Annotated in this window: 10 protein-coding genes and 1 tRNA gene; 7 read left to right on the forward strand and 4 right to left on the reverse strand. The window is 42.0% G+C overall.

The annotated features are described in order from the left end of the window. Positions 1-7 precede the first annotated feature (7 nt). From EW142_RS10905 to EW142_RS10920, 4 genes are read right to left on the reverse strand one after another with little or no spacing between them, the layout of a single operon-like run. Positions 8-1,186 carry an acyl-CoA dehydrogenase family protein gene (locus EW142_RS10905; RefSeq protein ID WP_130613772.1) on the reverse strand — a complete coding sequence of 393 codons (1,179 nt, stop codon included), beginning with the start codon at positions 1,184-1,186 and terminating at the stop codon, positions 8-10. A 58-nt stretch (positions 1,187-1,244) separates the two neighbouring features. Further along, complete coding sequence (locus EW142_RS10910) at positions 1,245-1,958, reverse strand: tRNA1(Val) (adenine(37)-N6)-methyltransferase (protein WP_130613774.1); 714 nt, start codon at positions 1,956-1,958, stop codon at positions 1,245-1,247. Next, positions 1,958-2,488, reverse strand: coding sequence for a ribosome maturation factor RimM (gene rimM, locus EW142_RS10915; RefSeq protein ID WP_130613776.1), 531 nt, complete (start codon positions 2,486-2,488; stop codon positions 1,958-1,960). The genes EW142_RS10910 and rimM overlap by 1 nt, the downstream gene beginning before the upstream one ends. Positions 2,489-2,498: 10 nt before the next feature. Then, a complete protein-coding gene (locus tag EW142_RS10920) occupies positions 2,499-3,095 on the reverse strand; it encodes a 30S ribosomal protein S16 (protein WP_130613778.1) in 597 nt (198 codons plus the stop codon). Positions 3,096-3,304: 209 nt separating this feature from the next. On the opposite strand from EW142_RS10920, the gene dnaE reads away from it, so the two are divergent. From dnaE to EW142_RS10955, 7 genes are all read left to right on the forward strand, one after another. After that, on the forward strand, positions 3,305-7,690 hold the full coding sequence (gene dnaE / locus EW142_RS10925) for a DNA polymerase III subunit alpha (RefSeq protein WP_130613779.1): 4,386 nt from the start codon (positions 3,305-3,307) through the stop codon (positions 7,688-7,690). 104 nt (positions 7,691-7,794) lie between these two features. Next, the gene (gene trxA, locus EW142_RS10930; RefSeq protein ID WP_130613781.1) at positions 7,795-8,112 is read left to right on the forward strand and encodes a thioredoxin; all 318 of its coding nucleotides are present in this window, start codon (positions 7,795-7,797) and stop codon (positions 8,110-8,112) included. An 84-nt stretch (positions 8,113-8,196) separates the two neighbouring features. Beyond that, positions 8,197-9,126, forward strand: a complete 930-nt coding sequence (locus tag EW142_RS10935; RefSeq protein ID WP_130613783.1) for a DUF58 domain-containing protein — start codon at positions 8,197-8,199, stop codon at positions 9,124-9,126. A 135-nt stretch (positions 9,127-9,261) separates the two neighbouring features. Then, a tRNA-Asp gene (locus EW142_RS10940) sits at positions 9,262-9,335 on the forward strand. A gap of 226 nt (positions 9,336-9,561) precedes the next feature. Beyond that, positions 9,562-12,498, forward strand: coding sequence for a hybrid sensor histidine kinase/response regulator transcription factor (locus EW142_RS10945; RefSeq protein ID WP_130613785.1), 2,937 nt, complete (start codon positions 9,562-9,564; stop codon positions 12,496-12,498). Positions 12,499-12,657: 159 nt separating this feature from the next. Continuing rightward, positions 12,658-13,635 (forward strand): carboxypeptidase-like regulatory domain-containing protein, encoded by a 978-nt coding sequence (locus EW142_RS10950; RefSeq protein ID WP_130613787.1) that lies wholly within the window; start codon positions 12,658-12,660, stop codon positions 13,633-13,635. 33 nt (positions 13,636-13,668) lie between these two features. After that, positions 13,669-14,094 carry a hypothetical protein gene (locus EW142_RS10955; protein ID WP_130613789.1) on the forward strand — a complete coding sequence of 142 codons (426 nt, stop codon included), beginning with the start codon at positions 13,669-13,671 and terminating at the stop codon, positions 14,092-14,094. Positions 14,095-14,143: the final 49 nt, after the last annotated feature.

The following is a 14,143-nucleotide window of genomic DNA, read 5'->3' on the forward strand; positions in this document are numbered from 1 at the left end:
TCTTTTTCTATTTAAAAGCTGGATGCCCAGTAATATCGGCCCCGGTAATCAGCAGGTGGATGTCATGGGTGCCCTCGTAGGTAATCACACTTTCCAGATTCATCATGTGGCGCATGATGCTGTAATCTCCAGTAATTCCCATTCCACCCAATATCTGACGTGCTTCGCGGGCAATTTTGATTGCAATTTCCACATTGTTTCGTTTAGCCATGGAGATTTGAGCGGTGGTAGCCTTACCTTCATTTTTTAACTGCCCCAAACGGAAAGCCAACAATTGGGCCTTGGTGATTTCGGTAATCATTTCGGCCAATTTCTTTTGTTGTAATTGAAAAGCAGCAATGGGTTTGCCAAACTGAATACGCTCCTTGGCATAACGCAGTGCGGTGTCATAGCAATCCATGGCAGCACCAACGGCACCCCAAGCTATCCCATAGCGGGCAGAATCCAAACAACCTAATGGTGCTCCTAACCCAGATTTATTCGGCAACAAATTATCCTTTGGCACTTTTACATTGTCAAAGATCAGTTCTCCCGTCGCAGAAGCACGAAGAGACCATTTGTTGTGGGTCTCCGGGGTAGAAAAACCTTCCATTCCCCTTTCCACAATCAGTCCATGGATGCGACCTTCCTCATTTTTTGCCCAGACCACGGCAACATCTGCAAAGGGCGAGTTTGAAATCCAGAGTTTGGCTCCATTCAACAAGTAGTGGTCCCCCATATCCTTGTATTTGGTTTCCATTCCCCCAGGATTGGAACCATGATTGGGCTCGGTCAATCCAAAGCAGCCCATCCATTCGCCAGTGGCTAATTTGGGCAAGTATTTTTTTCGTTGTTCTTCTGTGCCGTAGGCGAAAATGGGATACATCACTAAGGAAGATTGGACAGAGGCTGTGGAACGTACACCACTATCCCCTCGTTCAATTTCCTGCATGATCAAACCATAGCTGATCTGATCTAGTCCAGCTCCACCATATTCTTCAGGAATATAGGGTCCAAAAGCCCCAATCTCTGCCAAACCACCGATGATTTGCTTTGGAAATTCCGCTTTTTGGGCGTATTCCTCAATTATGGGAGAAATGTCACGCTTCACCCATTGTCGGGCAGCATCTCTTACCAATTTATGTTCCTCGGAAAGTAAATCATCCAAATTGTAATAATCGGGGGCTTCAAACAAATCGGGCTTCATCGGGCAAACTGTTTTGACCAAAGGTAGCAAGGAAATATAACAATACAAGAAGCCATTGTTACATTTTTAAATAGAAATCTCGGGTAAGTGCTACGTATTGTTCCGTGTATTGATGTCGCTCCTTTTCTATGGTCAATTTATCTTCCTTTACTGTGGATTTTTCAAAGCAGAATTCCATTAAAACTCGTTTGATCTCACTTTTTGAATTCCCCTTTACTCGGGTTATCCTTTTCAAATGGAGCATATGTTCCTGAGCCGATATAACAAATCCCTCCTCTTCCTTAAAAGGAATAATAACCGTGAACCTGCCATTGGGAGAAAGTAAGTTCGAAACCCCTTCTAAAAGTTCATCAAAAGGCAAGGCACTGCTTTGACGAGCTTTATCCCTTGAAACATCTCCACTCGATACTTCTTCGCTATAGAAGGGCGGGTTGGATACAATCAAATCGTATTTTTCTTCCAGCTCCTCCACAAATTCGTCGAGACCAGCATGGTAGCAAAAAAGCCTATCGGACCAAAGTGAAGCTTCAAAATTTTCAACGCATTGCTCGTAAGCATCTTCCTCAATTTCAATGGCATCTATAACCTCAGCACCTGATCTTTGCGCCATTTGCAAAGCAATCAACCCGGTACCAGCTCCTATATCCAAAATGCTGTTGGGGTTGTGCTCCAAAGAGGTCCATGCACCCAACAAAACCCCGTCAGTGCCAATCTTCATGGCACATCGGTCTTGGTGAATGGTAAATTGTTTGAAATGAAATGGTTTTGACATCAGTCCCTAAGGTATAGGTCCACAAGACCTTCAGGGGTCTGTACATGGATTTCCTTCTTTTTGCGATCCACAGTTTTGATAATATCATCCGAAATGGGAATCAAAAGTTGTTTGCCCTCTTTTTCCACTTCGAAAAGTTCTTGGGAAGTATGGTCGTTCACAGACTGGATTACCCCGATATTTCCGTGGACCACATCTATCATAGTAAAGCCGATGACCTCATGAAAATAGAATCTATCCCCTGATAAGGCTGGAAGTAAGTCAAGCGGCAGGTAAAGTTCCGCGCCAATCAGTTTATCCGCGGAGGCTTCATCTTTTACTTCTTCAAAATCAATTCGGAGCAATGCAGATTTATGAAGGCGGCATTTATCAATAAAAAAAGGAATCAGATTGTTTCCAATTGAAACAAATACTGATTCCATATTCTCGTAAATCTCAGGCTCATCAGTGTCGAGCTTTACCAACACCTCACCCTTAAAACTATATTTTGAAACTACTTTGCCCAGGTAGAAACATTCTTCCTTGCGCATAGTGTCGTATTTATTCTTCTTCAGCGGAAGCTTCCGTCGCAGGAGCCTCCTCTGCTGGGGCAGCTTCTTCCACAGCAGTTTCCTCGGTCGTTACTTCTGCTGTTTCTTCAGCTTCAGCGGTTGCTTCTGTAGCTTCCTCAACAGCCTCCTCCTCTACTTCTGGAAGTGCAGCTGCGGCACGCTTGTCACTGATTTCCTTTTCAGCTTCCAACGCTTTTGCTTTGGCATCTGCCTTGGCTTTGTCCAAACCGTCAACTTTTGCTTGGATGCCTTTTTCTTTGTCAGCCAACCATGTGCTGAACTTTTTTTCCACCTGCTCTTCGGTCAAAGCTCCTTTTCTTACTCCTCCCAACAAGTGGTGCTTGAGCATTACTCCTTTGTACGAAAGGATAGCTCTGGCGGTATCGGTAGGCTGTGCTCCGTTTTGCAACCATTTTACAGAACCATCCACATCAAGATTGATAGTAGCTGGATTGGTATTGGGATTGTAGGTTCCCAACTTTTCCAAAAATTTCCCGTCTCTTTTTGATCTTGAATCGGCGGCAACAACCCAATAGAAAGGTTTACCTTTTTTACCGTGTCTTTGAAGTCTAATCTTTACTGGCATATCACATTAATTTGTAGGGTGCCCGACCCTGATTATTAATTCTTTCAGAAAACGCTTTTGTTCAAAGCGGGTGCAAATATAATTCAATTCCATCAATACCCAATGTTTATGGCATTTTTTATTCGTTAATAAATCGTGACAACTCCTTTTTTTCAGAAAGTTGGTTTTGGGTATTTTTATCCATTACATTTTCTGATAGAAAACAACTCATGTACCTAATCTTTGATACCGAAACCACCGGACTTCCCAAACGCTGGGATGCTCCAATAACAGATACCGACAACTGGCCCAGATGTGTTCAGATTGCTTGGCAGCTGCATGATGATCTGGGTAATTTGGTGGAGCATCAAGATTTTCTGGTGCAGCCTGAAGGCTTTAACATTCCTTACGAGTCAGAACAGGTACATGGCATTTCCACTGCATTGGCAGAAGAAAAAGGGGTGCCGCTAAAAAATGTTTTGGAAGACTTTGAACAAGCCCTGGCCAAGGCAAAATTTGTTGTTGGGCAAAATGTTGATTTTGATATCAACATTATGGGATGCGAATTCCACCGGATGACCATGGAAAGTCAGTTGACTGAACTTCCTATTTTGGACACCTGTACCGAGGCCACGGCCGAACTTTGCAAAATACCTGGAGGAAGGGGCGGAAAGTTCAAATTGCCCACATTGACCGAACTCCACGAATTTTTGTTTGGAGAACCCTTTGCAGAAGCCCATAACGCCACGGCCGATGTTGAGGCCACCACCCGATGTTTCTTGGAATTGGTGAGGAAAAAACATTTTTCCTTCGATGAACTGGACGTACAGCCAGACTATTTTGAGCATTTTTCTGAGGCCAATCCCAAAGAAATTCAGCTCATTGGGCTTAAACACATCAATCTTAAAAAAGCTTCCAAAGAAATTGCCGATGCCCTTTGGGATGAGGCTACTTCCGAAATTTCCGAAGAGGAGATCAACAGCAATGTCGAGAGCCTCTCCGATGCACCATTTGCCCACCTGCACAACCATTCCCAATTTTCTGTCCTACAGTCGACCATCAACATCAAAGATTTGGTCAAAGCAACCGCCAAACATGGCATGCCAGCTGTGGCGTTGACGGATCATGCCAATATGATGGGGGCCTTTCACTTTGTGAAAGAGGTGACGAACCATAACAAAAATGTCAAAGAGGAGAACAAACAGCTCGAGGAACAGGGCGAGCAGCCTACAAAAAAGGAAATAACCCCTATCGTCGGTTGCGAATTCTACGTTTGCGAAAATCATACGGATAAAAACAGAAAGGATTATGGCTACCAGATAGTGCTTTTGGCCAAGAACAAGCGTGGTTACCTCAATTTGGCCAAAATGTCATCCATTGCCTATACGGATGGATTTTATTATGTCCCTAGAATTGACAAAAAGATCATAGAGCAATATAAAGAGGATGTTATTGCATTGACCGGTAACCTGTATGGGGAAGTTCCGAACAAGATTCTGAATATTGGCGAAAAACAGGCAGAAGAATCTCTGCTATGGTGGAAATCCCAGTTTGGTGATGATCTTTACGTTGAAATCATGAGGCACGGCCAGGAGGATGAAGATCGTGTCAACCAGGTTTTGGTGCAATTGGCCCAAAAGCATCAGGTAAAAATGGTGGCCACCAACAATACCTATTATTGTGATCAGAAGGATGCCGAGGCACATGACATTTTGTTGTGCGTAAAGGATGGTGAAAAACAAGCTACCCCTATTGGTCGGGGACGTGGTTATCGATATGGTCTACCCAATCAGGAATACTACTTCAAGTCCACATCGGATATGAAGGAATTGTTCAAAGATCTGCCCAGTGCCATTTTGAACATTCAAGAAATCATTGATAAAGTTGAGCCGTATGAACTGGCCCGAGATGTTCTTTTGCCAAAATTTGAAATTCCTGAAGATTTCAAAGAGCAAGAAGATAGTGAAGATGGTGGCAAGCGTGGGGAGAATGCCTATTTAAAACATATCACCTATGAAGGTGCCCAGAAAAGATATGCGGAAATCACTGAAGAAATCACGGAGCGTATCGACTTTGAGTTGAAGACCATTGAAAATTCAGGGTATCCCGGATATTTTCTTATTGTGGAAGATTTTATTCGTGAGGCACGAAACATGGGGGTTTCCGTTGGTCCGGGTCGGGGTTCCGCTGCAGGGTCTGTAGTGGCCTATTGTTTGGGTATCACCAATATCGACCCCCTTAAGTATGATTTGCTTTTTGAGCGATTCCTAAACCCCGATAGGGTTTCCATGCCCGATATCGATATTGATTTTGATGATGAGGGCCGGGGAAAGGTCATGGATTATGTGATTAACAAGTATGGTTCCAATCAGGTAGCCCAGATTATTACGTATGGCACCATGGCCGCCAAATCTTCCATTAGGGACACAGCTCGGGTTTTGGACTTGCCCTTAAATGACGCCGACCGAATCGCCAAGTTGATTCCGAATATGTCTAAACTGAACAAGATTTTTGGTACGGAAGAAGCCGAGTTGAAGAAAAAATTCCGTTCTGATGATCTTGAGAAAGTTCATGAGCTCTTAAATATTTCCGAAGGGGACGATTTGGAAGGGCAAACCGTAAAAATGGCCCGTGTTCTTGAAGGTTCCCTGCGCAACACGGGAATACATGCCTGCGGGGTCATCATTACCCCTGACGATATTACAAACTTTGTACCCGTCGCCACGGCCAAAGACTCTGATCTTTATGTGACCCAATTCGACAACTCGGTCGTTGAGAGTGCAGGGCTACTAAAAATGGATTTTCTTGGGCTAAAGACCCTAACTCTTATCAAGGACACCGTTAAAATTGTGAAGGCCAGAACCGGTGTTGAACTGGTGCCTGATGAATTTCCGCTGGATGATGAAAAGACCTATGAGCTTTTTCAGCGCGGTGATACGGTGGGAATATTCCAATACGAATCCCCTGGGATGCAAAAGCACATGAAAAACCTCAAGCCCACGGTTTTTGATGACCTCATTGCCATGAATGCACTCTATCGTCCAGGTCCGATGGAGTATATTCCTAGTTTTATTGGCCGTAAACATGGGGAGGAAGAGATTACCTACGACCTTCCGGAAATGGAAGAATACCTCAAGGAAACCTATGGGATTACGGTATATCAAGAGCAGGTGATGTTGCTCTCCCAAAAATTGGCCGGTTTCTCAAAGGGTGAAGCGGATGTGCTTCGAAAGGCCATGGGGAAAAAGATATTTGCCTTACTTCAAAAATTGAAGCCCCAATTTCTTAACGGGGGTGAAAAAAATGGACATCCCCGCGACATTCTTGAAAAAATCTGGAAAGATTGGGAAGCTTTTGCTTCCTACGCCTTTAACAAAAGTCATTCTACCTGTTATGCTTACATCGCATACCAGACCGCCTATTTAAAGGCTCATTATCCCGCAGAATACATGGCCGCGGTATTATCGAACAATATGAACGATATTAAGCAGGTCACTTTTTTTATGGAGGAATGCCGACGTATGGGATTGGAGGTTTTGGGACCAGACGTTAACGAATCCTATTACAAATTTGCGGTAAACAAAAACAATGCGGTTCGTTTTGGTATGGGCGCTATTAAAGGTGTGGGGCGCTCTGCTGTGGAGACCATTGTGGAAAACAGGAAACAAGACGGTCCTTATAAATCAGTCTTTGACTTGGCCAAACGTGTAGATTTGCGTTCGGCCAACAAAAAATCTTTTGAGAATCTTGCCCTGGCGGGCGGATTCGATTCTTTTTCGGAAACCCATCGAGCCCAATACTTTCATGATGATGGCGATAGCATTACCTTTTTGGAAAAGGCCATTAAGTACGGGGCGAAGTTTCAGGAAAATGAGAATTCATCACAAGTAAGTCTGTTTGGTGAGTCCAGCGAGGTACAGATTCCAGAACCCGTTGTCCCTCCCTGCGAGGATTGGGGTACCATGGAAAAGTTACGTCGTGAGAAAGAAGTAGTGGGCATCTATATTTCAGGACATCCTTTGGACGATTTCAAAAAGGAAATCAATGCGTTTTGTAATTGCAATGTTTCTGTTTTCAACGAACTTGAAGATTATGTCAATAGAGAATTGACCGTTGCCGGAGTCATCACCGACGTGCAACACCGTATTTCAAAAAATGGAAAGGGATGGGGAGCTTTTACATTGGAGGACTACACCGATTCACATGAGTTCAGGATTTTTGGAGAGGATTATCTCAAATTCCGACATTTTTTGATGATCAATTCCTTTGTTCATATAAAGACCTTTGTCCGGGAAGGCTGGGTAAATCGCGAAACCGGAAAAAAAGGAGAACCACGACTCCAATTCAATGATTTTAAACTGCTTCAGGATGTTATGGCTGCTTATGCCAAAAAGTTGACCATTAAATTGGATATTGATCGATTACAAGAAAAGCGCATTTTGGCCCTTAAAGACACTTTGCGTTCACACAAGGGAGATCACCCTCTAAATTTTGTGGTTTACGAAATGCAGGATGAAATCAAACTGAACCTATCAAGTAGAAAACAAAAGGTGAAGATCGACAGCGAATTGTTAAACCTTCTTGAGGAGGATGAAATATATTACAAACTGAACTGATTATCCATAACTTGCGCTGATGGTACGATAATGAAAACGAATACCCATCCCGTAAGGTACATGGGCATTATTTGACTAACTTTGCGAACAATAAATAAGATATAATGGCACTAGAAATAACAGATGCAACTTTTGAAGACGTAGTTCTAAAAAGTGATAAACCTGTAGTCGTGGATTTTTGGGCAGCATGGTGCGGTCCTTGTCGAATGGTTGGTCCGATCATTGACGAAGTAAGTAGCGAATACGAAGGAAAAGCGGTTGTTGGTAAGGTTGATGTTGATGCCAACCAACAATTTGCAGCAAAGTACGGAGTTCGTAACATTCCTACGGTTTTGGTCTTTAAAGATGGGGAAATCGTCAACAGACAAGTCGGTGTTTCTCCAAAAAAGGTATACACCGACGCTATTGAAGCGGTATTGTAATTCGTATTACAAAAACGACAATCTTTAAGAAAGGTTTGGCGATGGCCAAACCTTTTTTGTTTTATATTGAAACCGTATCAAGCTATGGACGTACGGTCAGAATTATCGAAATCTCAACTTTTCCAAAACTTGGAATTGTTGGCCAAGCAGATTGTGGAAGGTTTTATCAGTGGTATTCACAAAAGCCCGTTCCATGGATTTTCGGCGGAGTTTGCCGAACACAAAATTTACAACCCAGGCGAAAGCACCAAGCATATTGATTGGAAGCTATTTGCAAAGACCGATAGACTCTATACCAAGCGTTACGAGGATGAGACCAACCTACGGTGCCATATGATTCTGGACAACTCCGCTTCGATGTATTATCCGGAGGTGTCCAAATTGACCCTGCAGAATTTAAATAAAATAGGCTTTGGGGTCTTGGCCATTGCCGCTTTGATGCAAATACTGAAACAACAACGTGATGCTGTCGGATTGAGCATTTATTCTGACACCTATGATTTTTATTCTACCGAAAAAAGTAGCGAGCGTCATTTTCAAATGCTATACTCCAAATTGAACCAAGTTGCTTCTGTAGTTAAAAAATCCAGCACAACTCGAACCTATACTTTCTTGCATCAAATCGCGGAAAAAATACATAGACGTAGTCTTATCTTTTTGTTTTCAGATATGTTTCAAACCGAAACGGAAGAAGCTCAACTTTTTGAAGCCCTGAGACATCTAAAATATAATAAGCACGAAGTGGTCCTCTTTCATTTGTTGGATGAAAAACTGGAGAGGGCGTTTGACTTTGAAAATACACCGAAACGTTTTGTTGATGTAGAGACCGGCGAGCATATTGATTTATACGCCGACAATATCAAGGATGCCTATCAACAAAAAGTCACCCAATATCAGAATGAGCTTAAGCTTAGATGCGCACAGTATAAAATAAAGTATGTAGGAGCTGATGTGGGTTCCGATTTTTCGCAGGTATTGAACACCTTTATGATCGAGCGGCAGAAGTTCGCGTAGGGTTCTGGTTTATTTTCAAGAAAATGTTTTGTTCAATACGAAGGAGAATGTATATTTGCAGGCGCTTTGTAAAAGCAATCTAACAAGATTTGAACCTAGCTGTAGCTAGGGTCTTTTTAAAAAGATAAAATCATTGGTCTGGTAGTTCAGTTGGTTAGAATACCTGCCTGTCACGCAGGGGGTCGCGGGTTCGAGTCCCGTCCAGACCGCAGAATAATGCCCCTCATGAAAGTGAGGGGTTTTTTATTTCCCAAGACTCTTATCGAATAATTACTGTTGCGTCTGTCAGCTTAAACAAAATTGTTTCTATCTGACACTTCCTAAAAGTGTTACAATTTGAAACATTTCTGTTAGTGGTAATCTGTGCTATTATTAATATTTGCACCCGCCATTCTACTTAAAATTAAATACCTTTAAGAGCATAACCTTTTGAAGATGAAATATTTATATCTTCTTCTTTTTTTCTTATCCGTATCCTCGGTGCATTCACAATCTAAAACCGATAGTCTGCAACAAGAATATGCCAAGGCCCGCGAGGATACAATCAAAATAAAGATTCTTCATCAGCTTTTCAGTGAATATTCTGGTAACTCTTCAAACATGGCCCAAGAAGCCATTTTGGAAGCAATGTTACTTTCCGAAAAAACCGATGTCAATCGTCTTAAAGTAACAACCTATAACCACTACGCAGATTATTTAAGGTCTCAATCACTGGAAGATTCGGCGTTGGCGATGTCCAAGAATGGTTTCTCGCTTGCCAAAAAGATAAATTATCGAGAGGGAGTTTCCGAGGCTTTAATCGGACTGGGAGCAAGTTATTGGAGAAAAGGAAATTTCGAAAAAGCAAGTGAATACCTCGAAGAGAATATTGAACTGGCGAAGCAATTGAAGGATTCATCTCGTTTGGCAAAAACATATAATGGTCTTGCTTCCATTTATACCCAAAAAATTGAGTATTCAAAAGCGATGCAATACTTCACATTGGCCTCAACCCTACACAAAGCAACTGGGAATTTGAGAGAATACTCAAAGTCGCTAGGCAATATTGGTTTTGTTCAGAGAAGTATAGGAAACTATGAAAATGCGAAAAATTACTTGAATGCATCGGACCAGATAGCTGAACAAACCAACTTTTTGCAACAAAGGGCCTTTAGCGCCTATAACCTATCCATTGTTTATAGAAAGATGGGGGAATTGGATAGTGCCATATTATTGAACAAAAGGGCAATTTCAATATATAGTGAGCTAGGCAATAAAAAACGGGTGGGTTTTGGTGAATTTACTATGGGAAAAATTTACTGGGAGAAAAAGGATTTCGGGCAAGCGCTGAATTATTATAAAAAATCCCTGGAAATTTCGAGGCAGGTTGACGATTCGGTCAATATTGGCCACTCGTACGAAGAAATTGCAAAATGTTATCGCCAGCTTAAAAACAACAATGAAGCGAAACGCTATTCACTAGAGGCTATTAAGGTAGCGGAAGGCATTAAACTTAAGGTTTTGGCCATGAATGCCCATGAGATACTTACAGCTGTTTTTGCTGAAGAAGGTAATTATGAAAAAGCGTATGAATCTTTAAACCAGTATACTTTGCTTCGGGAAAGTATTTATACCAAGGAAAAAGTAGACCTAGCATCCGAAATTGAGGCCAAATATCAGAACGAGCAGAAAACCCAGGAAATTGAGCTGCTGGAATCTGAAAAAGAGCTACAGAACCTACAACTAAGCAAGCGCGAGAACGAACGCAACGCCATTGTAGCTTTTGCTATTATTTTGTTATTACTGGGAAGCTTGCTGTACAATCAGTACCGGTTAAAGAAAAAAACAAATAACGAGCTACGGGAATTGGATAAAATAAAATCCAATTTTTTTGCCAATATCTCCCACGAGTTTCGAACACCACTTACCCTAATAAAAGGACCCATTGAGCAATTGGAACAAAACCCCGATGAAGGTTTGCCCAAGGAGAGTATTAAAATGGTCAGACGAAATACCAATCGGGTACTTCAACTGGTCAACCAATTATTGGATTTATCAAAGATTGATCAAGGTAAACTTCAGCTTGAACAATCGGAGGGGGAGGTATATAAATGCTTAAGGGGAGCGGCGTCTTCTTTTAATTCGCATGCAGCCCAAAGAAAAATAGATTATAGAGTTCAAATTCCACATGAAGCGTATTGGGCCTCCTTCGACCGAGACAAATTGGAAAAAATCCTATATAATCTTTTGGGCAATGCCTTTAAATTCTGTGATGATGGAGCAATAATATCTATTGTTGCTACTGCTGAACAAGATGGATTGCGAATTACCATATCAGATACAGGCCCAGGGATCTCCGAAGAAAAACTTCCTTTCATTTTTGATCGATTTTACCAAGTTCAACAAGAGTCCACCAGAGAACATGAGGGTTCTGGAATTGGGCTTTCACTTTCCAAAGAATTAGTAGAACTAATGGACGGGACAATTACCGCATCAAGTGAAGTGGGCAAAGGCACAATTTTTACGGTTGTGATTCCGATTCAAAAAATTAAAACGGGAATCCAAACACCTGAAAAAGTATTGGTGCCAGATAACAAAGAGGTCCAAAAAACGAGACCTTATTCCTTTGAAACCCCAGATTCCAGAAACTTACCTGTTGTGCTATTGGTCGAGGACAATCCGGACATGTCGCATTTCATTAAAGAACAGCTCCAAAAGCTTTATAGGATACACGAAGCAAAAAATGGGAAAATAGGATTGGAGATGGCCAGAAGCAAATCTCCAAATTTAATAGTAACGGATGTTATGATGCCAGAAATGGATGGTGTGGAATTGTGCAAACGTCTAAAATCCAATCTCGAAACCAGTCATATTCCCATTGTTATGCTCACTGCCAAAGCTGGCATTCAAAACAAAATTGAAGGTTTGGAAACCGGGGCGGATGATTATCTTACCAAACCCTTTGAATCTCAAGAATTGTTGGCAAGAGTCAAGAACCTTATCGAACAAAGAAAAAGACTCAGAGAACGTTACTCGAAAAAACAATCCTTGATTGATCCCAAAGAGATCACCGTAAACTCCCTTGATCAAAATTTCTTGGAACAACTATTGGACGTATTGGAAAAATCATTCTCCGATCCCGATTTTGGAACTCATCAGATGCAAGAGGCGCTCGCAATGAGCAAGACGCAACTGCACCGAAAGACGAAAGCCTTGACCAATGAGACCCCGGGAGAATTACTTCGCAATTTCCGATTAAAGCGAGCAGCCCAATTGCTTGCAAAAAAAGCCGATACAGTAACACAAATTGCATATGCTGTGGGATTTAACAACCTCTCGTATTTTGCAAAGTGCTTTAAAGAGCTCTACGGGGTCACTCCTTCTTCCTATTAATTGACACTCCTTTCATCAGCGACCTCCCAATAATCCACGTTTGGAACCCCCATATCAGTATTTGGAACTGTGCTTATAGCGCATTCCTATAGGGTCAAATAGCTTTGTTTTAAAAGTTCCCAATGCATTTCAGGAGAAATTAATTTAAAAAATGACTGTATGAATTTTGTAAAAACAAACAGGGAACCGTATCGATTCCCAATGTTGAGAACCATCGAAATTGGACTAATCCTTTTCTTACTTACTGTGGGTTGCAGCAATAGCGATAGTGACTCCACTGATGATATTCCGGATCAACAAATTCCCGGCACAATTGTAGGTGTCGTTTCAGATCCGGATGGTAACGTTTATCCCGGAGCAAGTATAACTGCTTCCAAAGGAAAGGAAGAATCTACCAGGGTCACCAATCCCTTGGGTGAGTTTAAGATAACCACAAAATCCATTGGACCGCATAATGTTGTGCTTGAACTACCCCTGTCCACTGAGGCCCTTTCGAGCACTGAAATTTCAATAAATGTGAAAGAAGATCAAGATGCAAGGGTAGATTTTGTAATTCAACCAAAATCGGTAAAAGCACATTTGAATTTTGGGGACGTTCAGATTTTGGAGGAAATAGTGGATAAAGACGGGAATACCCCTACCTCGCCCAGTGAACCTCTTTATGCTGCCAATATTTTTGACCCTCCACTGGGGCTTCTTACCGCAATTAAAGCACCCGATGGGCATCAGATTACCTTGGAGGAGTTTGAAAAAGCGGAAGGCAAGCTCGATGTTCACTGCAATGGGGATAAATCCTATATCAACGTTGCCCTTGAAGGCATGATTCCAAATGGCACCTATACTTTCTGGTTGGCTTATCTGAACAAGACAAGAAAAGTAGGGGAAGCCATAGATTTTGCGAATGATTTTGTATTTCGAACAAACCCGCCTGTAGGAGCCTCAAATGGAACAGAAAACATAGCTGTTGCGGATGAAAATGGCACAATTAGCCTCGTTTTTGAGCATGCTTCCTGTATCCTAACCGATGAAGTGGCCTTGGTCATCCCCATTTTGTATCACATCAATGGAAAGACTTTTGGTGGCGGACATGTACCTGATACGGAAGAAATGGTACATATGCTCGCTTATTTTCAGTAGTTAATTTACGTACAATCCCTTAAGATTTTAAAAATGAGAACATCAATAAATATTTACTTTTTAATGGGCATCCTACTTCTTGCAGTAGGTTGTAGCAAAGATGATGATGGGTCTGAATCATCCATAAATGCAAGTAGCCAGACCTTCGAGTTGAATGGAGTCAATAATTGCAATACCTCCCTAGGTACCGGTAGTACCTTTGTAATGACCATTCCCTATAGTTCTTCGGACGGTATCTCCATTCAAAGATTGCGAATAAGCACTAAAGTTTCTGATGGTGGTTCAGAAAGTAGCACAAACTCCCAGTTTACCGACAATGGTACTAGCATCGTATGGGCCTCTTGTTTTCGGTTTGGCACACAAGATTGGGTAGAGTATGAGGTAAGGTTGGAAGGTGACAATGGTATCACCAGCAATCCATCCATTGTTCGCATAAACAAACCCACTGGCGCGGAATGATGGTCCCTCGAAGATTCGCCCAACGCCCAAGACAGGGATAGAAGTGATG

The organism is Flagellimonas allohymeniacidonis, from assembly GCF_004296335.1.
Lineage (GTDB): Bacteria > Bacteroidota > Bacteroidia > Flavobacteriales > Flavobacteriaceae > Flagellimonas > Flagellimonas allohymeniacidonis.

Coding starts and splice junctions, on each gene's coding strand:
- EW142_RS10945 (WP_130613785.1), top strand. CDS start 9,562: ATGAAATATTTATATCTTCTTCTTTTTTTCTTATCCGTATCCTCGGTG.
- EW142_RS10920 (WP_130613778.1), bottom strand. CDS start 3,095: ATGCCAGTAAAGATTAGACTTCAAAGACACGGTAAAAAAGGTAAACCT.
- EW142_RS10935 (WP_130613783.1), top strand. CDS start 8,197: ATGGACGTACGGTCAGAATTATCGAAATCTCAACTTTTCCAAAACTTG.
- trxA (WP_130613781.1), top strand. CDS start 7,795: ATGGCACTAGAAATAACAGATGCAACTTTTGAAGACGTAGTTCTAAAA.
- dnaE (WP_130613779.1), top strand. CDS start 3,305: ATGTACCTAATCTTTGATACCGAAACCACCGGACTTCCCAAACGCTGG.
- EW142_RS10905 (WP_130613772.1), bottom strand. CDS start 1,186: ATGAAGCCCGATTTGTTTGAAGCCCCCGATTATTACAATTTGGATGAT.
- EW142_RS10950 (WP_130613787.1), top strand. CDS start 12,658: ATGAATTTTGTAAAAACAAACAGGGAACCGTATCGATTCCCAATGTTG.
- EW142_RS10910 (WP_130613774.1), bottom strand. CDS start 1,958: ATGTCAAAACCATTTCATTTCAAACAATTTACCATTCACCAAGACCGA.
- EW142_RS10955 (WP_130613789.1), top strand. CDS start 13,669: ATGAGAACATCAATAAATATTTACTTTTTAATGGGCATCCTACTTCTT.
- rimM (WP_130613776.1), bottom strand. CDS start 2,488: ATGCGCAAGGAAGAATGTTTCTACCTGGGCAAAGTAGTTTCAAAATAT.